This is a genomic window from Streptomyces sp. YS415, assembly GCF_023544665.1.
GTDB lineage: Bacteria > Actinomycetota > Actinomycetes > Streptomycetales > Streptomycetaceae > Streptomyces.
On sequence record NZ_JAMJFL010000007.1, the window covers coordinates 271,724 to 291,924 of the forward strand.

19 protein-coding genes and 1 pseudogene are annotated in these 20,201 nt (G+C 73.1%); 10 read left to right on the forward strand and 10 right to left on the reverse strand.

What is annotated here, in order from left to right; translation table 11 throughout:
* Positions 1-12: 12 nt before the first annotated feature.
* From M8H82_RS11930 to M8H82_RS11945, 4 genes are all read right to left on the reverse strand, one after another.
* Positions 13-603: a transglutaminase family protein gene (locus tag M8H82_RS11930; protein ID WP_250073032.1), complete on the reverse strand. Its 591-nt coding sequence runs from the start codon at positions 601-603 to the stop codon at positions 13-15.
* A gap of 89 nt (positions 604-692) precedes the next feature.
* Complete coding sequence (locus M8H82_RS11935; RefSeq protein ID WP_250073034.1) at positions 693-1,763, reverse strand: low specificity L-threonine aldolase; 1,071 nt, start codon at positions 1,761-1,763, stop codon at positions 693-695.
* Complete coding sequence (locus M8H82_RS11940) at positions 1,760-2,506, reverse strand: SDR family oxidoreductase (RefSeq protein WP_250073036.1); 747 nt, start codon at positions 2,504-2,506, stop codon at positions 1,760-1,762. The genes M8H82_RS11935 and M8H82_RS11940 overlap by 4 nt, the downstream gene beginning before the upstream one ends.
* Positions 2,507-2,544: 38 nt before the next feature.
* Positions 2,545-3,942 carry a DUF6421 family protein gene (locus M8H82_RS11945; RefSeq protein ID WP_250073037.1) on the reverse strand — a complete coding sequence of 466 codons (1,398 nt, stop codon included), beginning with the start codon at positions 3,940-3,942 and terminating at the stop codon, positions 2,545-2,547.
* 394 nt (positions 3,943-4,336) lie between these two features.
* Here M8H82_RS11945 and M8H82_RS11950 point away from each other — a divergent pair, with 394 nt between their 5' ends.
* Complete coding sequence (locus M8H82_RS11950) at positions 4,337-5,020, forward strand: glycerophosphodiester phosphodiesterase family protein (protein ID WP_250073038.1); 684 nt, start codon at positions 4,337-4,339, stop codon at positions 5,018-5,020.
* A gap of 3 nt (positions 5,021-5,023) precedes the next feature.
* On the opposite strand, the gene M8H82_RS11955 is transcribed toward M8H82_RS11950, so the two are convergent.
* Complete coding sequence (locus M8H82_RS11955) at positions 5,024-5,560, reverse strand: GNAT family N-acetyltransferase (protein WP_250073039.1); 537 nt, start codon at positions 5,558-5,560, stop codon at positions 5,024-5,026.
* A 73-nt stretch (positions 5,561-5,633) separates the two neighbouring features.
* On the opposite strand from M8H82_RS11955, the gene M8H82_RS11960 reads away from it, so the two are divergent.
* Together M8H82_RS11960 and M8H82_RS11965 are read left to right on the forward strand one after the other, a co-directional pair.
* A complete protein-coding gene (locus tag M8H82_RS11960) occupies positions 5,634-6,026 on the forward strand; it encodes a VOC family protein (RefSeq protein WP_250073040.1) in 393 nt (130 codons plus the stop codon).
* Positions 6,027-6,151: 125 nt separating this feature from the next.
* Positions 6,152-6,919, forward strand: coding sequence for a VOC family protein (locus M8H82_RS11965; protein ID WP_250073041.1), 768 nt, complete (start codon positions 6,152-6,154; stop codon positions 6,917-6,919).
* A 34-nt stretch (positions 6,920-6,953) separates the two neighbouring features.
* Here M8H82_RS11965 and M8H82_RS11970 read toward each other — a convergent pair whose 3' ends face one another.
* Both M8H82_RS11970 and M8H82_RS11975 read right to left on the reverse strand, forming a co-directional pair.
* Positions 6,954-7,493 (reverse strand): MarR family winged helix-turn-helix transcriptional regulator, encoded by a 540-nt coding sequence (locus tag M8H82_RS11970; protein WP_250073042.1) that lies wholly within the window; start codon positions 7,491-7,493, stop codon positions 6,954-6,956.
* On the reverse strand, positions 7,490-9,118 hold the full coding sequence (locus tag M8H82_RS11975) for an FUSC family protein (protein WP_250073043.1): 1,629 nt from the start codon (positions 9,116-9,118) through the stop codon (positions 7,490-7,492). The genes M8H82_RS11970 and M8H82_RS11975 overlap by 4 nt, the downstream gene beginning before the upstream one ends.
* Before the next feature lie 170 nt (positions 9,119-9,288).
* Between M8H82_RS11975 and M8H82_RS11980 the strand changes: the two genes are divergently transcribed.
* The 4 genes from M8H82_RS11980 to M8H82_RS11995 all read left to right on the forward strand — a co-directional run bounded on the left by M8H82_RS11980 (position 9,289) and on the right by M8H82_RS11995 (position 12,134).
* Positions 9,289-9,816 (forward strand): DUF5134 domain-containing protein, encoded by a 528-nt coding sequence (locus M8H82_RS11980; protein ID WP_250073044.1) that lies wholly within the window; start codon positions 9,289-9,291, stop codon positions 9,814-9,816.
* Between the two features lie 46 nt (positions 9,817-9,862).
* Positions 9,863-10,576 (forward strand): phosphatase PAP2 family protein, encoded by a 714-nt coding sequence (locus M8H82_RS11985; protein ID WP_250073046.1) that lies wholly within the window; start codon positions 9,863-9,865, stop codon positions 10,574-10,576.
* Between the two features lie 9 nt (positions 10,577-10,585).
* A complete protein-coding gene (locus M8H82_RS11990; protein ID WP_250073048.1) occupies positions 10,586-11,308 on the forward strand; it encodes an HAD family hydrolase in 723 nt (240 codons plus the stop codon).
* Positions 11,309-11,465: 157 nt separating this feature from the next.
* Positions 11,466-12,134, forward strand: coding sequence for a TetR/AcrR family transcriptional regulator (locus M8H82_RS11995; RefSeq protein WP_250073050.1), 669 nt, complete (start codon positions 11,466-11,468; stop codon positions 12,132-12,134).
* A gap of 41 nt (positions 12,135-12,175) precedes the next feature.
* On the opposite strand, the gene M8H82_RS12000 is transcribed toward M8H82_RS11995, so the two are convergent.
* Positions 12,176-12,655 (reverse strand): DUF6214 family protein, encoded by a 480-nt coding sequence (locus M8H82_RS12000; protein ID WP_250073052.1) that lies wholly within the window; start codon positions 12,653-12,655, stop codon positions 12,176-12,178.
* Positions 12,656-12,853: 198 nt separating this feature from the next.
* Between M8H82_RS12000 and M8H82_RS12005 the strand changes: the two genes are divergently transcribed.
* Both M8H82_RS12005 and M8H82_RS12010 read left to right on the forward strand, forming a co-directional pair.
* Positions 12,854-14,203, forward strand: a complete 1,350-nt coding sequence (locus M8H82_RS12005; RefSeq protein WP_250073054.1) for an FAD-dependent oxidoreductase — start codon at positions 12,854-12,856, stop codon at positions 14,201-14,203.
* 19 nt (positions 14,204-14,222) lie between these two features.
* Positions 14,223-14,372, forward strand: a pseudogene (locus tag M8H82_RS12010) (purine permease); the annotation flags it as partial.
* Here M8H82_RS12010 and M8H82_RS12015 read toward each other — a convergent pair.
* Together M8H82_RS12015 and M8H82_RS12020 are read right to left on the reverse strand one after the other, a co-directional pair.
* On the reverse strand, positions 14,369-18,649 hold the full coding sequence (locus M8H82_RS12015; protein ID WP_250073056.1) for a cation-translocating P-type ATPase: 4,281 nt from the start codon (positions 18,647-18,649) through the stop codon (positions 14,369-14,371). The pseudogene M8H82_RS12010 and the gene M8H82_RS12015 overlap by 4 nt on opposite strands.
* Before the next feature lie 8 nt (positions 18,650-18,657).
* Positions 18,658-19,101, reverse strand: a complete 444-nt coding sequence (locus M8H82_RS12020) for a hypothetical protein (RefSeq protein WP_250073057.1) — start codon at positions 19,099-19,101, stop codon at positions 18,658-18,660.
* Between the two features lie 345 nt (positions 19,102-19,446).
* On the opposite strand from M8H82_RS12020, the gene M8H82_RS12025 reads away from it, so the two are divergent.
* Positions 19,447-20,201, forward strand: a 755-nt coding sequence (locus M8H82_RS12025; protein ID WP_250073058.1) for a pectate lyase, incomplete at its 3' end; no start/stop codon positions are given.

Here is a 20,201-nt window from a genome sequence, read left to right on the forward strand (position 1 = left end):
GTCGGTCTGGCCTCAGAGTTCGGTCGGGAGCGTCTGCCACAGGTGCGGCCGGTCGGCCGCACCGCGGAGCGCACCGAGAACAGCCGGGTGCGGTTTAGCGTACAGGACCGGATAGTCCAACTCATTGGACTTCGGGTCGACCGGAAAGGCCAGCCGCTCGCCGTTCAGGGAGAACTGGGCGTCCACCCCCGGCTTGTTGCCGCGGGGATCCTGGCGGTGCCAGGCCCCGTTGAACCGGACGGCCACCAGGCCGTGCACGACGGTCCTGCCACCGCCGTCGCCCAGCCGCTGGTAGCACAGTGCCGTCGGGATGTCCTCGGCCCGCAACAGGGCCGCCAGCGCATGGGACTTGGCGTAGCAGATGCCGGTGCCCTGCTCCAGCACGTCGGAGGCGCGCCAGGTCACGCGCGGGTCGCCGGAGTCCTGGGAGTGCGGGACGGTGTCGCGCACGAACTCGAAGGCCAGTCGCGCATAGGCATACGAGTCCTCCGCCTGACCGGCGAGCCGCGCCGCCGTCTGCCGGACCAGTGGATGGTCGTGGTCGATGACCTCGTCAGCGGCCAAGTAGGCGGAGAGGTCGGGGTTTTCCTGGATGAGCTCCATGGCCGCAGAGCATAGGAATGCGATCACCCGAGAGTCAATGCTTTTTCGGGTGACCGCATATCTATGCACAGTCGGGGCCGTGGTGTCGGCTAGCGCGCCATCTCTTCCTTGAGCGCCGCCAGGAAGGCGTCCACGTCCTCCTCGGAGGTGTCGAACGCGCACATCCAGCGCACGACGCCCGCGGCCTCGTCCCAGAAGTAGAACCGGAACCGCTGCTGAAGACGCTCGCTCACGTCGTGCGGCAGCTTCGCGAAGACGCCGTTGGCCTGCACCGGGTAGAGGATCTCCACGCCGTGCACCGCGCGGACGCCCTCGGCGAGCCGCTGCGCCATCTCGTTGGCGTGGCGGGCGTTGCGCAGCCACAGGTCCTTGGCGAGCAGCGCCTCCAGCTGCACCGACACGAAGCGCATCTTGGAGGCGAGCTGCATGGACAGCTTGCGCAGATGCTTCATGTGGCGCACGGCGTCCTGGTTGATCACCACGACCGCCTCGCCGAACAGGGCGCCGTTCTTGGTGCCGCCCAGGGAGAGGATGTCGACGCCGACGGCGTTGGTGAAGGTCCGCATGGGGACGTTCAGCGAGGCCGCCGCATTGGCTATCCGGGAGCCGTCGAGGTGCACCTTCATGCCGCGGGCGTGGGCGTGCTCGCAGATGGCGCGGATCTCGTCGGGCGTGTACAGCGTGCCCAGCTCCGTGCTCTGGGTGATCGAGACGACCTGCGGCATCGCCCGGTGCTCGTCCTCCCAGCCCCAGGCCTGCCGGTCGATCAGCTCGGGGGTGAGCTTGCCGTCCGGCGTGGGCACGGTGAGCAGCTTCAGGCCGCCCATCCGCTCGGGGGCGCCGCCCTCGTCGACGTTGATGTGCGCGCTCTCGGCGCAGATCACCGCGCCCCAGCGGTCGGTGACCGCCTGGAGCGCGACGATGTTGGCGCCGGTGCCGTTGAAGACCGGGAACGCCTCGGCCGTGGGACCGAAGTGGCTCCGGATGATCCCCTGGAGGTTCTCCGTGTACGCGTCCTCGCCGTAGGCCACCTGGTGGCCGCCGTTGGCCACGGCCAGGGCGGCGAGCACCTCCGGGTGGGTGCCTGCGTAGTTGTCGCTGGCGAAACCGCGGATCTCCGGGTCGTGGTGCCGACGCGCATCGGTCTTCGGGGGGTTCACGGCTTCTCGGTGAGCCACAGACGCTGTCCGTTCACTTCCGCGGCGGGCTTCTCCCAGACACCGGCGATGGCCTCGGCGAGGTCCGTGACGTCGGTGAAGCCCGCGAACTTCGCGTTGGGCCGCTCGGCGCGCATCGCCTCGTGCACCAACGCCTTCACCACCAGGATCGCAGCCGCCGATGTCGGCCCCTGCTCGCCCCCGGCCTTCCTGAAGTAGTCGGCCATGGCCAGCGTCCACGCCTCGGCCGCCGCCTTGCCCGCGGCGTACGCGGCGTTGCCCGCGGTCGGCTTGGTGGCGCCGGCCGCGCTGATCAGGACGTACCGTCCCCGGTCGCTGCGCTGGATCGCCTCGTGGAAGGCGAGGGAGGTGTGCTGCACGGTGCGGATGAGCAGCAGCTCCAGGAAGTCCCAGTCGTCCAGGCTGGTCTTGGTGAAGGTCTCGCTGCCGCGCCAGCCGCCGACGAGGTGGACCAGGCCGTCGACCCGGCCGAACTCCTTCTCGGTGCGGGCCGCCCAGTCCCGGGTGGAGTGCAGGTCGAGCAGGTCGACGGTCTCGCCGGTCACGGTCGCGCCGCCGGAGGCGTAGCGGGCGGCGTCGACGGCTTCGGCGAGCCGCTCCGGGTCGTTGTCGGCGCCGATGACCGTGGCACCGGCCTCGGCGAGCCGGAGCAGTGCCGCGCGTCCGGCGGGTCCGCCCGCGCCGGCCACCGCGATCACCGCGCCGCTGAGAGCCCCGTTGCCCATGATGTTCCCCTTCACCGCAGTGTTCCGGAGGCCGTCGCTCACGCGGCGACCCGCTCGGCGCTGTCCGCCGTGATGCCCTTGGCCGAGGCGATCACGTTCTTGAGCTTCTTGGCCAGGGCCTCATAGAACATGCTCAGCGGAAACTCGTCCGGAAGCACGTCATCGACGAGCTTGCGCGGCGGCTGGGTCAGGTCCAGGGCGTCCGGTCCCTTGGCCCACTTGGAGCCGGGGTGCGGCGCGAGGTAGGTGGAGACCAGCTCGTACCCGGCGAACCAGTGGACGAGCTTGGGGCGGTCGATGCCGTCGCGGTACAGCTTCTCGATGTCGGCGCACAGCTGGTTGGTGACCTGCGGGGCGCGCTGCCAGTCGATGAACAGCTTGTTGTCCGTCCAGCGCACGACGTCGTGCTTGTGCAGGTAGGCGAAGAGCAGCTGGCCGCCGAGGCCGTCGTAGTTGCGGACCCGGTCGCCGGTGACGGGGAAGCGGAACATGCGGTCGAAGAGGACCGCGTACTGCACGTCCCGGGCCTGCGGAACGCCCTCGGCCTCCAGCTTCACGGCCTCCTTGAAGGCGGTGAGGTCACAGCGCAGCTCCTCCAGGCCGTACATCCAGAACGGCTGGCGCTGCTTGATCATGAAGGGGTCGAACGGCAGGTCGCCGTGGCTGTGGGTGCGGTCGTGGACCATGTCCCACAGCACGAAGGCCTCCTCGCAGCGCTTCTGGTCGTGGACCATGGCGGCGATGTCCTCGGGCAGCTCCAGGCCCAGGATGTCGACGGAGGCCTCGGTGACCCGGCGGAAGCGGGCGGCCTCGCGGTCGCAGAAGATGCCGCCCCAGGTGAAACGTTCCGGCGCCTCGCGCACGGCGATCGTCTCGGGGAAGAGCACGGCGGAGTTGGTGTCGTAACCGGCCGTGAAGTCCTCGAACTTGATGCCACAGAACAGCGGGTTGTCGTAGCGGGTGCGCTCCAGTTCGGCCAGCCAGTCGGGCCAGACCATGCGCAGCACGACCGCTTCGAGATTGCGGTCGGGGTTGCCGTTCTGCGTGTACATCGGGAAGACCACCAGGTGCTGCAGGCCGTCCGCACGGTTCGCAGCGGGCTGGAAGGCCAGCAGCGAGTCCAGGAAGTCCGGCACCTCGAAGCCGCCCTCGGCCCAGCGGCGCAGGTCCTGCACCAGGGCGCGGTGGTAGTCGGCATCGTGCGGGAGCAGCGGCGACAGCTCCTCGACGGCCGTCACGATCCGGGCCACGGCGGCCCCCGCGTCGGCGGCGGCCGGGGCGCCCTCGGCCGTGAGGTCGATCGACCCGTCCTTGGACTGCCATGGCCGGATCTGCTCCACCGCATCCTTGAGCACGGGCCATGCCGGGTGCTCCACCACCCTGGCCGCAGGAGCGATCCGCTCCCCCATACCCGACTGCACAAGAATTTCCGTCATGTCCCATCCTCCACGGGAGAACCTCGCGTATGGACACCGTATGCGTACGAGGTTCCTTCCAGCAAGAGGGGTCTCGGGAAATTGTCCTGCGCTACCCCCATGGTCACCGAACTTTTTCCTGCGGGACGGAGTGCAGGCGCTCTGCCGGGGTAGGCGTGATCGTCCGGCCGGTCAATGCCCGCGCAACTCGCCCACGGCCGGGTGACCGACGGCGCGGCGGCGGCCACGACCGGCGGCCGGGTACTGGCCGGATCCCTCCGTCCACCCGGCTGATCCCGGCTGTCCGCACGGGTTTCATCCGCGGTCCCGGCGGTTAGGCTGCGGCTCTGCCGCGCGAACGCGCCGTTCCGGTCGCGCGCGTGCCGAGCCGCCGTCGACGGAAGCGAGTCGAACCTTGAACTTCCTTACCATCGGTCACCGCGGAGTGATGGGTGTCGAACCCGAGAACACCCTCCGTTCCTTCGTCGCCGCCCAGCAGGCCGGCCTCGACGTCATCGAACTCGATCTGCATCTGAGCAAGGACGGTCACCTCGTCGTGATGCACGACACCGAGGTGGACCGCACGACCGACGGCAGCGGCCCGATCGCCGAGAAAACCCTCGCGGAGCTGCGCGCCCTGGACGCGGGCCTGGGTGAGCGGGTGCCGGTCCTGGAGGAGGTGCTGGACGCCGTGGCGGCGCCGCTCCAGGCCGAGATCAAGGACGTGGCCGCCGCGCGGGCGCTCGCCGAGGTGATGCTGCGGCGGGACCTGGTCGCGCGGGTGGAGGTGTCCTCGTTCCATGACGAGGCGGTTGCCGAGATCGCCCGGCTGGTGCCGGGGGTCCGCACGGCGCTGATCGGCAGCCGGTACGGCACCGACATCGTGGAGCGGGCCGTCGCGGTGGGCGCAAAAACGGTCTGCCTGAACATCCGCCGGCTCACGCTGGAGGTGGTGGAGGCGGCCCGCGAGGCCGATCTGCGGATCATCGGCTGGGTGGTGAACACCCAGGACCATCTGCGGCTGGTGCGTGCCCTGGGGCTGGACGGCGCGACGACCGACCACCCGGAGATCAAGCGCACGGGACGCTTCACCGCCTGAGGCTCAGCCGAGCTCCTTGGTCAGCAGCTCGAACCGGAGGTCGTCGCGCTGCGGGATGCCGAACCGCTCGTCGCCGTACGGGAAGGGGGTCATCCGTCCCGTACGGCGGTAGCCGCGGCGCTCGTACCAGGCGATGAGGTCCTCGCGCACGGAGATCACCGTCATGTGCATCTCGGTGACACCCCAGCTCTCGCGGGCCGCGCGCTCGGCCTGAGCGATGACGGCCTTGCCCAGGCCGGCACCCTGGAGCGCGGGGCTGACCGCGAACATCCCGAAGTAGGCGTGGCTGCCGCGGTGCTCGAGCTGGCAGCAGGCCACGATCCGGCCGTCCCGCTCGACCGTCAGCAGGCGGCTGTCGGGGTCCTTGACGACGTCCAGCACGCCCTGCGGATCGGTGCGCTGCCCCTGGAGGATGTCCGCCTCGGTGGTCCAGCCGGCCCGGCTGGCGTCGCCCCGGTAGGCCGACTCGATCAGCGCGACCAGCTCGTCGACATCGGCGTCGGTGGCGTCGCGGAAGGTCAGTCCGGCAGTGGTCTCCATGGGGCGCGTCTCCAGTTCTCGGCACGGCGCGGGCAGGGACGAGAGTAACGCGCGGCCACTACGCTCCGGGATCATGGTGCATGTACTCAGCAGCAGGATCCTGCTCCACCCCGTCGACCCCGACCGCTCCCGGGCCTTCTACGGCGAACAGCTGGGCCTCGCCATCCAGCGCGAGTTCGGCACGGGCCCCGAACGCGGCACCGTCTACTTCCTCGGCGGCGGCTTCCTGGAGGTCTCCGGCCGCGCCGACGCCCCGCCCTCCCCCGCCCTCCAGCTCTGGCTCCAGGTCGAGAACGCCGAGGCCGCGCACGAGGAGCTGCGGGGCAAGGGCGTGGAGATCCTGCGGCCGCCGGTGCGGGAGCCGTGGGGACTGATCGAGATGTGGATCGCCGACCCGGACGGCACGCGGATCGCCCTGGTGGAGACCCCCGAGGACCATCCGCTGCGGTCCCGGCCGGGGATCTAGGCCCGGCCGCCGGACGCCTCCCGACGCCGGGATGAGCCAGGGCCCGGCCCCCGCCGCCTCCGATGGCCCGGGTCCGGTGCGGGGCTTAGCGTGCTGGAGGGGGCCGCCCTCGTGGAAGGAACGCCATGAAGCTCGACAGGCCGGTGACCGGCGGGCCCTGCTGGACCGAGCTGGGCACCAGCGATCTCGACGCCGCCAAGCGGTTCTACACCCGGCTCTTCGGCTGGCGCCCCGAGACGGACCCGCGCCAGGACGCGGGCGGCTACACCGTGGCCCACCTCGGGGACCACGCGGTCGCCGCGCTGAGCCCGCTGTACCAGGAGTCCCAGCCCGTCGCCTGGAACGTGTCCTTCCTGGTGACCGACGTGGACGCCGCCGCGGCGCGGGCGGAGGCGGCCGGCGCCGCGGTACTGGTCGGCCCCATGGACGTCTTCGACGTGGGCCGGTTCGCGGTGGTCCTCGACCCGGCCGGGGCCGCCTTCCAGATGTGGCAGCCCCGCTCCTTCCCGGGTGCGGGCCTGTTCAACGCGCCCGGCTCCCTGGGCTGGGTGGAGCTGATGACCCGGGCCCCGGAGCGCGCCGTGGACTTCTACACGACGCTGTTCGGCTGGAGCGTCAACGCCTCCGGGCCCTACACCCAGTGGGGCATCGAGGGCGCCGACTTCGGCGGCATGGTCACGATGGACGACAAGTTCCCGCCGGAGGTGCCCCCGCACTGGCTGCCGTACTTCGCCGTGGCGGACGTCGACGACGCGGCGGACACCGCGACCCGGGCCCACGGCACCGTCCTGATGGAGCCGGTCTCGGTGCCCGAGGGCCCCCGGATCGCGGTGCTGCGGGACCCGCAGGGCGCGATGTTCGGGGTGTACCGCGCCGCGGACTACGAGGACTAGGACGACGTCCGGCGCCCCCGGGTCACGGTGGCCGTCAGACCCGCACGGCCCCCAGCCGTCCCTCGAGACGCATCAGCAGCTCACCGAGGAGCGCGGCCAGTTCCTTCTGGCCCGGCGCCTCCAGGTCGGAGAGGACGGCCCTCTCGTAGGCGAGCTGCTCGGGGAGGATGCCGTCGACGAGGTCGCGTCCGGCGTCGGTGAGACGGACGTGGGAGACGCGGCGGTCGCGGGCGTCCAGGCGGCGCTCGACCAGGTCGCGCTCGGTGAGCTGCTTGAGGCGCTTGGTGACGGCGGCGCCCGAGGAGAAGGTCTCGCGGGCCAGCTCGCCGGGGGTCAGCTCGCGTCCGGTGCGGCGCAGCGCGCCGAGCAGGTCGAACTCGGGTCGGCTGAGACCGGCCCGGCGCAGCGGGGCGTCCTCGGCCTGCTGGAGCAGGGCGGCGCAGCGGTTGATACGGCCGATGATCTCCATGGGGCCGGTGTCCAGGCCGGGGTGGACGGCCCGCCACTGCCGGACGACGGCGGCGACCGTGTCGTCCCGCCCGCCTCGTGCCCCTGCCGATTCGGCTGCCGTCATGGCCGTACGCCCTCCGTAGTGCTGTGGTCCGGGCGTGCTGCCCGGCGCCGGGTGGTCGCCGCGAGCGTACGGTGTCCGGCCTGTTCGGCGAGCACGACCCGCTCCTGGGGCAGGGCGCGGCGCCCCCACTCGCCGGCGGCGGCGTCGGCGGTGGCGCGCAGCTCGACCAGTGCGGCGGCGAGGGAGCGGTGGGCCGATGCCAGGGCGGCGGGGGCGGGACGCGGCTCGGCGAGCAGCCGGGCGGCGCGCTCGCGGGCGTGTTCGACGGCGGTCAGCGCCCCCTCGACGCGGTCGGCCGTGCGCCGGTCGGTGACGAGGAGGGCGGCGGCGAAGCCGACGAGCGCTCCGACCAGGGTGTCCACGACCCGCTCGGCGATCAGCATGCCGGGTTCCTGGAAACCGGTGAACTCCGTGACGAGCAGCGCCATCGGGGTCACGCAGACGCTGCCGAGCCAGTAGTTGCGGCTGATCAGCGCCTCGGCGCCGAAGTTCAGGGCGAGACAGCACAGGACGAGGGCGGCCTGGCCGAGGTGGGCCAGCGGGGCGAGGGCGGCGAAGAGCAGGACGCCCGCGAGGTTGCCGACGACGCGCTGGACACTGCGGCTCCAGGTGAGGCCGAGGCTTGCCTGGTAGAGGGCGGCGGCGGTGACCAGCGCCCAGTAGGGGCGGCCGATGCCGAGGGCGAGGGACGCGTATCCGGCGAGGGCGCAGCCGAGGGCGGTGCGCGCGGCGAGCGGGGCCACCGGACGCAGCCGGTGCCACAGGGGTTCGTGCGCTACGGCCGACTCGGCGGCGATGCCGGGCAGTTCTCCGGCGTCCGCGTGGCCGGTGCGGGGTACCGGGCCGGTGCCGCGCAGGTCCCGGGCCCAGCCGCGCAACCGTTCGGGGTCGCTGTCGGCGGGGGCGGCGAGGGCGACCTCGGCGCGGACGACGAGGCGTTCCAGGGCGCGCCGGGTGGCCGAGCGGCGGCCCGCGGTCAGCAGCGACTGCCAGGCCGCCTGGACCGCGGCAGCGGCCAGGTCACGGGTACGGCCGTCCCGGGTGGCGGCGTACGCGGCGGCGTTCAGCGCGGCTGCCGTCGCCCGGCGCTCCGGGCCGTGGGGGCGGACCAGACCGGGCGCCATGCCCACGGCCCAGGCCCAGGCACCGGCCGCGAGGGCCAGGAGCAGATGGCCGGGGACCTGGGCGAGGGTCTGGGGCGCGAAGAGGGCGGCGGAGCTGATGAAGGTGAGCACCACGTTGCCGGGCGGGCCGATGCGGCCGGCGTCGCACAGCGCCTTCTGGGCCGCCGCCAGCAGGGCGCCGACGGCCACCAGCACGGCCGCACTGCCGGTGAGCGAGGCGGTGACCAGCGCGACGGCGAGCCCGCCGAGCATGCCCGCGACGACCCGGGCGAGCGCGCGGGCCCGGGCGGCGTAGGGGCGGTTGTGGGCGTACAGCGCACACAGGGATCCGGCCATCGTGTACAGCGCCAGATCCAGGCGGCCGAGCGCCAGCAGGGTCAGGTTGGGCGGGGCGACCGCGGCGACCACGCTCAGGGCGGGCTTGAACCAGATCTCCGAGGGACGGTCGAGGCGCAGCGCGCCGGCCAGGGAAAGACGTCGGGAGGGGGTCGCACTGCTCATGTGCCAAAACCTTAGCAGGTGTTTTACTTGTAAAAGATACAGCCTGACCTGCCGTGCTCCCCCGAGTGCACCCCATGTACACCCTTGCGCTTGCGTGCGCGCCGGATGGCCCGGGCATTCTCCGACCGACCGCGGGCGACTGCCCGGCAACCGTCGAGCGGGGAGGGCGTGTGCATCTACCGGCTTCGCCCGGCTGGCTGCTCGTCGCGCTCTGCGCGGCGACCGGCGCCTACTGCGTGCTGCGCATGCGCAGCACCGTCGAGGAACAGCGCCGGGCCGCGGGCGGCGAGGCGCTGATGGGCTTCGGCATGGCCGCCATGGCCGTGCCCGCCGCGGTGTTCACCCCGCCGTCGTGGGCCTGGCCGGCCTATGCGGCCGTCTTCGGCGCGGCGGCCCTGCGCGCGCTGTGGGCGGCGCGGGCGAGCGCACACCATCTGCACCATCTGGTCGGCGCCTCGGCCATGGTCTACATGGCGGTTGCAATGGCCGCCTCCCCCGGCCACGGCGCCTCCGGCGTCCCGCTCGTCACGGGCACGCTCCTGCTCTACTTCACCGGGTACGTCCTGCTGACCGGCGTCCGGCTGGTCCCGGCCGGCGCGGGCGGCGGCGCCGCGCCCATCGGCGACCGGCCGGAGCTGGCGCGGGCGTGCCGGCTGTCGATGGGGATCGCCATGGTCGCGATGCTGTTGACCATGTGAGCGCCGGAGGTGGCTTGCCGCGGCGGAAGTCGGGGAGTATCGCAGTATGCACACCCAGTCCGTGGACTCCCCACCCCGGCCGACCGACCGCAGGCCCGCCACCCGTTGGGCCGGCGTGCTCACCCTGTGCTCCGCACTGCTGCTGGCGCTGGTCGCGGTCCGGTACCACCCGCTGATGACCCTCGACGGCGAGATCGCCGAGACCACCCACCGCTGGGCGGTCGCCGATTCGGGGCTGACGCAGACGTGCCGGATCCTGACGGACTGGGTCTGGGATCCATGGACGATGCGCATCCTCTGCGCGGTCGTGGTGGTGTGGCTGCTGTGGCGGCACGCGGCCCGCTGGACAGCGCTCTGGCTCGCGCTCAGCACCCTCGTGGGCACCGCGCTCCAGCAGGGCCTCAAGGCCGCCGTGGACCGCGCCCGCCCCGTCTGGCCCGACCCCGTCGACTCCGCCCATTACGCCGCCTTCCCCTCCGGTCACGCCATGACGGCCACCATGGTGTGCGGCCTCCTGCTCTACCTGCTGCACCGCCACGGCGTCGGCCCGGCGGTGTGGCGTACGGCGGTGGCGGTGGCGGTGGTCTCCGTGGCCGGCGTCGGGCTGACCCGGGTCTGGCTGGGCGTCCACTGGACGTCGGACGTCGTCGGCGGCTGGCTCATGGGCGCCGCGCTGGTGGCCGCGGCGGTGGTGGTCCACAACCGCCGGGCGCCGGGCGCCGATCCGGTCGACCCGCGCGGGCGATCGTCCGCCCCTTAGGCTGCGGGCATGACCGCCGTCCTGTTCGACTTCTCCGGCACCCTCTTCCGCGTCGAGTCCACCGAGTCCTGGTTGCGCGGGGCACTCGCCGAGCGGGAACTGCAGCTGGACGAACCGCAGTTGACCGAGGCAGTGGCGGCGCTGGAGCGGATGGGAGCGCTGCCGGGCGGGCCGAGCCCGGCCTGGCTGCCGCAGAGCGTCGCTAGCGTCTGGGGCGTCCGCGACAAGAGCCAGGAACTGCACCGCGCCGCCTACACCGGCCTGTCCCGGCACGTCACGCTCCCCGACGAGCGGCTGCACGACACGCTCTACGACCGCCACATGACGCCCGCCGCCTGGGAGCCGTACCCCGACGCCGCCGACGTCCTGAGCGCCCTGCGGGAGCGCGGGATCGGAGTCGGGGTGATCAGCAACATCGGCTGGGACCTGCGGCCGGTCTTCCGCGAGCACGGCCTCGACCCGTACGTGGACGCCTACGTCCTGTCCTTCGAGCACGGCATCCAGAAGCCGGATCCCCGGCTGTTCCGGGCCGCCTGCGCCGCACTCGACGCCGATCCGCGCGACGTCCTGATGGTCGGCGACGACCGCAGGGCGGACGCCGGGGCCGCGGCGCTGGGGTGCGCGGTGCACTTCGTGGACCATCTGCCGGCGGCCGAACGCCCGGACGGGCTGCGGCCGGTACTGGAGCTGATCGGACGCCGCCGGGCCGAGGATTCCGGGATCGGCGCCTGAGTAGTCGCCCAAGGCCACCATCGGGCAGAGCGCACGCCTGCCTTAGGCGATCCCCCGCGTCGCCCAAGGCAGGCGGCAACCCGTACCGGTCGGCACGGAGCCGGACCGGCTGCGCTGAGTATAGTTGGCTGGCAGCCAGTCAACGCAGGAGTCAAGCATGTCCCCTAGAAGCGCCTCGGTCAATGAGGAACTACGGCGGCGTTCCCGGGAACGGCTTCTGCACGCGGCGGTCGAACTCGTCGGCGAGCAGGGCTACGAGGCCACGACCCTGGGGGACATCGCGGACCGGGCCGGTTCGGCACGCGGTCTGGTCTCGTACTACTTCCCCGGAAAACGCCAGCTCGTCCAGTCCGCGGTGCACCGGCTGATGCACCGCACCCTGGAGGAGGCACTGGAGCAGGAGCCGGGCGCCGAGGACGGCCGGGAGCGGATGGCCCGGGCCATCGACGCGATCCTGGGCCTGGCCCGGGACCGGCCGGTGCTGATGCGCCAGCACATGGCCGGCATCCTCCAGGCCGAGGGCTTCGTGCAGTGCCCCGAACAGCGCCGCCTCGCCGAGCTCCTGCGGGACACCTGCGCCCGGCACGGCTCGGCGAGCGTCGACACCGACTACCCGATGCTGCGCGCCCTGCTCATGGGCGCGGTGTACGCGGCGCTGGTCCCCGGAGCGCCGATGCCCGTGCCGGTCCTGCGCGCCGAGCTGTTCAAGCGCTACCGGCTCGACTGGCAGATGGGCACCCCACCGGACGCGCCCGGCGCGGCCCCGGGAGCGTGCACCACGGACCTGTCCCGCTTCTTCGCCACGGGAGAGGAACCGCCGGCCTAGCCGGAGCCCACCGGACACCACCCGGCGGGCCGACCCGTGTCTCAGCGGCGAGCGTGGCTCGGGGTGAGGAAGCCCTCGTCGCGGGCCTGGGAGATCAGGCGGAGCGACTTGCGGCGGCTGTGGCCGGTCGCGCACATCACCGCGAGGACGGGGTCGAGCCCCTCCTCCTGGGCGGCCCGGTACTCCTGCGCGACCAGCCACCGCCCCTCGACGCCGCGCGGCCAGGCCGGCCGGGCGCGCCGCGAGACGGCCGGTTCCTGCGCGCCGCCCCCGGCCTCGCCCTCCGGCTCCGCGGCCGCACCGCACGCCTCGAACAGCGGCTCCTCGATCCAGTCGGCGAGGACCGTCAGGTCGTGCAGGGACAGCGCCGGCTGCGCCCGTACGTCCTCGATGGACACCCGCCCCCCGCACACCACGGCGAGCGCGTCGACCCGGGCGCCGTCGGCGAACGCGAGACGGACCTGGAACCACGAGGTCGCGCCGTCGCCCTCCCGCACTTCCCACGCGGGCCACACGGACACCTGGCCGTCCGTCGGACAACGATCAGAAAGATTAAGAAAGGATGCTTCTAGCACACACGGAACGTAACCGCATCATCACATTCCATACGATGGGACACGCAAGCCGCTCCGCGTCTGCACCCTGTCAGCGCAGCTCCGCGGATGCGATGCTGGAAGCACCAGCGCTCTCCTGAGATCCCCCGGGTGAGGAGTTCCGCCGTGCTGCATGTCGCCGTCGTCGGCTCAGGGCCGAGCGGGTGTTACACCGCGCAGAGTCTTGTCCAGCAGGACCCCGCGGTGCGCGTCGACGTCCTGGACCGCCTGCCGTGCCCGTACGGCCTGGTCCGGTACGGCGTGGCCCCGGACCACGAGAAGATCAAGTCCCTCCAGAACAACCTCCGGACCGTTCTCGAGCACGAGCGGGTGCGGTTCCTCGGCGGGGTGCAGATCGGCCCCGACGGGATTCCGGCCGCCCGGCTGCGGACGCTGTACCACGCGGTGGTGTACTGCGTGGGCGCCGCCACCGACCGGCACCTCGGCATCCCCGGCGAGGACCTGCCGGGCAGCTGGTCGGCGACGCAGTTCGTGTCCTGGTACAGCGCCCACCCGGACGCCATCGACGACGGTTTCGTACGCGAGGCGCGGTCGGCCGTGGTGATCGGCGTGGGAAACGTCGCCGTGGACGTGGCGCGCATGCTGGCCCGGGCCCCGGCGGACCTGTCCCCGACGGACATGCCGCAGGCGGCGCTGACCGCGCTGGGCGCGAGCCGGGTGACCGAGATCGCCATGGTGGGCCGGCGCGGCCCCTCCCAGGCCCGCTTCACCACCAAGGAGCTGCGCGAACTGGGCTCCCTCCCGGACACCGACGTCACCGTGGACCCGGCGGAGGCCGCTCTCGACCCTGCCTGGGCCGACCCCTCCGCCCTGCCCGGCGCCCAGCGCCGCAATGTGGAGGTGCTGCGCGGCTGGTCCGCCACCCCGGCCACGGACGCCGCCCGCCGCATCAGCGTGCGCTTCTTCCTGCGTCCCGTCGAACTCCTCGCCGAGGAGGGCCGGGTGGGCGCGGTCCGCTTCGAGCGGACGCTGCCGGACGGCCGGGGCGGGGTGACGGGGTCCGGCGAATTCGAGGTGATCCCCGCGCAGTTGGTGCTGCGCTCGGTGGGCTATCGCGGAGTCCCGCTGGAGGGCCTCCCGTTCGACCCGGCGACCGGCACGGTGCCGAACCTGGCGGGCCGGGTCCTGCGTGACGGGGTGGTCACGCCGGGCGAGTACGTGGCGGGCTGGATCAAGCGGGGCCCGACCGGGGTCATCGGCACCAACCGCCCGTGCGCGAAGGAGACGGTGACGTCGCTGATCGAGGACGCCGCACTCCTCGTAGGCAAGGACGTCCCGGAGGATCCGCTGACGGCGCTGCGGGCGCAGGGGGTCGAGCCGGTGGAGTGGGAGGGCTGGCAGGCCATCGAGCAGGCGGAGGCGGCGCTGGGAGCGAGCCTGGGCCGGCGCGTGGTGAAACTGGCCGACTGGCAGGCGCTGCTGGACGCGTCGAGGGGCGGTTCGCCACGGGGTTAGCCGGACCTCCGGCGGAAACCGGTTCCCCGACTGGTTCCAGACGGTGATGCACAGCGGGATCAGCGCGGGATGCCTGACGGCGATCGTGCTGAACCTGCTCTTCAACCACCTTCCCGAGAAGGCGGCTGCGCCGGCGGTCGACGGCACGCCCAAGGAGAAAGTCGTCTAGCGGGTCAACCGCTTCACCGCTTCCTCCAGTTGCGGCAGCGCCCGCTGGCCCGCCAGCGCCATCGCGATCGCGGCGACCACTCCGGCCCAGGCGATCGGGCCGAGCGGGGTGCAGCCGAACAGGCGGCTGACGCCCGGGGTCTGGACCACGGCCACCAGGGCGGCGGCGGAGCCGAGCGAGGTGAGGCGGACCAGGGGGCTGTCGCGGCGGTCGGCGAGGGTCTGGGCGAGTTGGGTGCCGACCACCGCGCACAGGGCCATCGTCGTGGAGCGCTGGGCCGTGCCCGGGGTGAACCGTCCGATCAGCCAGGCCGCCGTCGCGCCCAGGGTCGTGGTCAGCGCCCGGTGCCGGATCTGCTCGATCAGCGGGGCGCCGAGCAGGGAGGTGCCGAGCGGCTTGTCGTCCCGGGTCTCCTCGTCGCTCGCGTCCTGGTGCGGGGTGACCGCGACGGCCATCGCCGGGAACAGGTCCGTGAACAGGTTCACCAGCAGCATCTGCCGGGTGGACAGCGGCGCGGATCCGCCGAGGATCGTGCCGATGATGCCGAAGCCCACCTCGCCGGCGTTGCCGCCGATGAGGATGGCGATGGCGTCGGCGACGCTGTGCCACAGGGCGCGGCCCTCGGCGATGGCCTCGATGAGGACGGTGAGGTCGTCGTCGGTGAGCACCAGGTCGGCGGCGTTGCGGGCGGCGGCCGAGCCGCGGGCGTTGATGCCGACGCCGATGTCCGCGGCACGGATGGCGGCCGCGTCGTTGGCGCCGTCGCCGACCATGCCGACCACCCGGCCGGAGTCGCGCAGTGCCTCGACGACCTGGAGTTTCTGTTCGGGCGCGACCCGGGCCACGACGCCGACGTCGTGCAGCATGCGGGCCCGCTCCGACCGGTCGGCGGCGGCGAGTTCGTCGCCGGTGACCACGGCCGTGTCCTCGGGCCAGCCCAGTTCCACGGCGATGGCGAGGGCGGTCTGCGGGTGATCGCCGGTCAGCATCACGGGCCGTACGCCTTCGTCGCGCAGCCCGTGCACGAGCGCCTGCGAGGTCTCGCGGGGGACGTCGGCCAGGGCGAGCAGGCCGGTGAACTCCAGGTCGCGCAGGGGCTCTTCGAGGGTGGCCGCGTCGTCCGTCGGCTGCCTGCGCCGGGCGACCGCGAGGACGCGCAGGCCGTCGCGGGCCAGGGCGTGGGCGGTCTCGTCGGCGTGGTCGGGCAGGTCGGAGCAGGCGGGCAGCACGGTTTCCGGGGCGCCCTTGACCACCAGCATGCGCTCGTCGTCCCCGGTGTGGCCCACGGCGGCGGCGTAGCCGCGGGCGGCCTCGAAGGGCAGGCCCTCGGTCTGCGTCCACTCGGGGTCCTCCTGAGCGGCGTCCAGGACGGCCTCGTCGGTGGCGTGGACGGGGCGGCCGGTGCCGCCGTTTAGCACCGGGCAGGCGCGCGCGGCGACCCGCAGGACCTCGGCGCTGGTCTCGGCGTCGGGCTTGGCGGTGGTGCCGTCGGCGTCGGTGACGCGGTACAGGCGGAGGCGGTTCTCGGTGAGGGTGCCCGTCTTGTCGAAGCACAGGGTGTCCATCCGGCCGAGCGCCTCCAGGGTGCGCGGGGCCCGTACCAGGACGCCCCGCTGGCTGAGCCGGCGTGCGGCGGCCAGTTGGGCGGCCGTGGCCACCAGCGGCAGGCCCTCGGGGACGGCGGCCACCGCCACCGCCACGCCGCCGCTGACCGCCTGCCGGATGGGGGTGCCGCGCAGCAGGGAGAGGCCGGTGACCGCGGCGCCGCCCGCCATGGTCAGCGGCAGGGCCTTGGAGGTGAGTTCCTGCAGCCGGGCCTGCACGCCGGCCGACGGGGGCTTGCGGGCGGCGAGGGAGACGGCACGAGAGGCCTCGGTGCGGTCGCCGGTCTCCACGACCACGGCCCGGGCGTGTCCGGCGACGACGGTGGTGCCCTCGAAGACCATGCAGCGGCGGTCGGCGACGGGTGCGTGCGGGGTGGGGGCGGTCTGCTTGTCGACCGGCAGGGACTCGCCGGTGAGCGCGGACTCGTCGACCTCCAGGCCGTCCTCCCACAGGAGCCGGGCGTCGGCGGGGACCACGTCGTCGGCCTTGAGCTCGATGATCTGGCCGGGGATGAGCTTGGCGGCGTCGACGGTGCGCGGGGATGTCGTCTCGTCCCCGGTTTCGTCCGACGCGAGGCGGGCCTTGCGCTTCTGTTCCGCGAGCAGTCCGGCCAGCGCGCGTTCGGCCCGCAGCCGCTGGATGCCGCCGACCAGGGCGTTCAGGTCGAGTGCGCCGACGACGAGCAGGGCGTCCATGGCCGAGCCGAGGATCGCCGAGGCCGCCGAGCCGACCGCGAGCACCGGGGTGAGGGGGTCGTCCAGTTCGCCGCGCACGGCGCGGGCCAGGTGCAGCGTCCAGCGGGCCGGCGCCAGGGCGGGGACGCGTGCCGCGGCGTCGGCGGCCCGCTGGACGCGGGTGGTCGCCTGCTCCACGACCGACGGCTCCCCCTCGGTGCGGCGGCGCAGCCGGGCCCGTACGTCGGAGGGCCGCAGGGCGTGCCAGGCCACCCGCGCGCGGGGGTGCGGGGCGCGGGTGGTCGCCACGCCGACGGCGCCGCGCGCTCCGGACAGCAGCGCGAACGCGGCGCCCAGGTCGACGGGGGCGTGCTTGAGCCCGGGCAGGAGGCTGTGCCGGCCGCGCCGGGACTCGCCGACGGCGACGAGCAGCCCGGAGAGCGCGGCGCCGGAGCGGGCCAGCGTCTGGGAGCTGCGGCCCACTTTGCGGGCGACGGGCACGGACATGAGCAGGCGCCATACGTCGGCGAGTCCGCCCGGGGCGACCACGTCCGCGGCCCACACCACGGGCGCGTCGCGGTCCGCGAGCGCGACGGCCACGTCGGAGCTGAGCAGTCCGTTCCAGACCTCGGTGTCGTCGCCGGACTCCGGTCGGGCGACGGTGACGACGCCGCCGTGTTCGCGCAGCGACTGCACCACGTCGGCGAGCGGCCGGTCGCGTACGACGCGGTCGGCGAGGGCCGTGAAGTCCTCCAGGGCGGGATGGTCGACGACCACGATGCGCAGGCCGGCCTGGCGGGCGGCGTCCAGGACGGCCTCGGTCCAGGCGTCCGCGCAGACCTCCTCGTCGCCGGTGCACAGGGCGCTGGGGTGCAGGACGAGGGTGCGCGCGGTCTCCAGCCGCCGCAACCGCTCGGGGTCGCGCACGAGGACTCCGGTGCGGGCCAGGGCGCAGCCGAGGACGGCGTTGAAGGCGGCGGGGCCGTAGCGGGCGGCCTTGGGGGAGCCGGCGAGGACGGCTTCGGCGGCCTCGGAGGTGTCGTGCTTGACCAGCAGGGTCGCCAGGGCGCCGACCACGCTGCCGGTCTCGGCGTGGTTGGCGTACTCGTGGGCGGGGGTGGCGCGCAACGGCGGGCGCGCGCAGGCGTCGGGGGGCACGTCGGAGCGGTCGGGTGAGCAGAGCCGGTCGTGGACCGTGTCGAAGGCGGCGGCCCGGGCCATGGTCTCCGCGAGCTGGAAGGAGCGCAGGGTCGCGTCGAGGAGCAGGGAGGTCGGGGTCTGTCCGGCGCCGTGCGTGGCGGCGTTGACGGCGGCCAGGATCAGGTCGGTGCGGTCGCGGCCGTAGCGGTCGCGGAGCCAGCCGCGGAAGCGGGGGTTCTCGCGCAGCAGGGTGACGGCGGCGGTGACGAAGCGGGGCGAGGGCGGCAGCCGGAGCGCGTACGCGGTGACCGCGGCGCCGGTGCCGAGCGCGTCGGCCAGGAGGGCCGCGGCGGCGATGCGGATGCCGCCGGGGTCGCCCGGGTGGGTGATGTCCTCGATGGACTCGTCGCCCGGGCCGAGGCCGTGCCGTTCGGCGAGGGCGGTCGCCTTCTCCACCACCCGGTCGGTGAGGGCCTCGTCGGTCGCGGCCACCACCAGGCGGGCCAGTCCGCCGTCCCAGTAGGCGTACGCCACCTCCGGATGGTCCGCGAGGGCCGCGGCCACCCGCCGCGCGGCCTGTGCCGTCCCGCCCTCCCGCCGCACCCGGTCCGACGCGGCCCGCAGGGCCAGATGCGCCCGCTTGCCGGACCGCCAGTGAGCGTCGCCGCCCGGCAGCGCGTTCCGGGCGACGCGGGTCATCCTGACGACGGCGTCGGCGCTCCGCACCCCGGCGCGGGCCGTCCCGGCCGCCGCGCCGGCGGCGGCGCTCACGGCGGGCACGGCGCCGCGCGCCAGCAGCCGGGGCCCGGCCATGACGAGACCGGCCGCGGCGGCCGAGGTGTGTGTCAGCAAGCCCATGGCAACCCTCAGTTCTCGGTGCGACGGCCCCGGCGGGCGGTGGACGACTTGTCGGTGGGGGTCTTCTTGGCCAGTGCCTTCTTGGTGGTGGCCCGGTCGGGGGCCGCCTTGGCGGTGACGGTCCTGGCGGCCCGGTCGGGGGCCGCCTGGGCGGTGACGGTCCTGCCGGTGGTCGCCGGCGCCGCCCGCTGTTCCTGGGGTCGTGGCTGGGTCAGCCAGGCCACGGCCGCCCCGGTGACGGCAACGGGCCACTCCACCAGGCCCGCGACACCGAGCAGACCGGCCCCGGTGTACACCGCGATCCGCCGTCCGCGCGGCGACACGGTGCCGATCACGTCGAGCGCGCCCTCGGCCGCCTTGCCCACGGTCGCGGCGCCGGGCACCCTGCCGAGCGCGGAGACCGTCATGCGCAGCGGTCGGGGCAGCGTGCTCGACGATGTCTCGTGTGCCATGGCTATTGTCGCCTCCCGAGCAGATCTCCGCAGCGCGCTGCGGATCACTTCTTGATCCGGCGGGTTCCCGGAATCCGGATTCCGAAAAGGAGGCGGCGGAGTGACTGCGCCGGGCGGGATGGCGCAGAGAGCCCTTGCCTCCGACCAGGACTGACTGATTTGTTGTGCGCGAACCGTTGACCAGAAAGCGCTTGCACTCTACGTTCCGTTCAGCAGCGTGACCGAGCCGCGACGCATTCACCCAAACGGCCACGCTGCACGCACTCACAGTTCCGCATGGTGAACAGCAAGCGTGTACATGAACACGACGCATCTGAACCCCCACTCAGTAGAAGGCATCGGGACATGACTTCACGGCACACCAGGCGCCGCGCCCTGATCGGCGGACTCGCCTCACTCGGCGTCACGGTTGGCATGATCACGACTGGAACGGCACCGGCTGCGCACGCCGCCACCTGGCCCACCCCCAACGGCAGCCAGCCGGTCAGCTCCACCATCGCCGTCTCCGGCACGGTGGACGGCGGGATGAAGAAGTACTACGGCAGCGGCAATCTGGCGGGCGACGGCCAGGAAGAGGGGCAGGACCCGATCTTCCGGCTCGCGGCCGGCGCCACGCTGAAGAACGTCATCATCGGCGCACCCGGCGCCGACGGCATCCACTGCGAGGGCAACTGCACGCTCCAGAACGTGTGGTGGGAGGACGTCGGCGAGGACGCGGCCACCTTCCGGGGCGGCTCCACGTACACGGTGACCGGCGGCGGCGCGAAGAAGGCCGCCGACAAGGTCTTCCAGCACAACGGTCCCGGCACGGTGAACATCTCCAACTTCGCCGTCAGCGAGTTCAAGACGCTCTACCGCTCGTGCGGCGACTGCTCCACGTCGTACACACGCAAGGTCAACCTCAGCAACATCGAGGTGACCGGCACGGGCACCACGGCGCGCCTCGTCGGCATCAACGTCAACCGCGGCGACGTGGCCACCCTGCGCGGCATCACGATCCTCAACGACCCGAGCCGCAGGGTGATCCCCTGCCAGAAGTACAACAACAACACGGCGGTCGGCACGGGTCCGGACAGCACGAACTGTCTGTACTCCAGCTC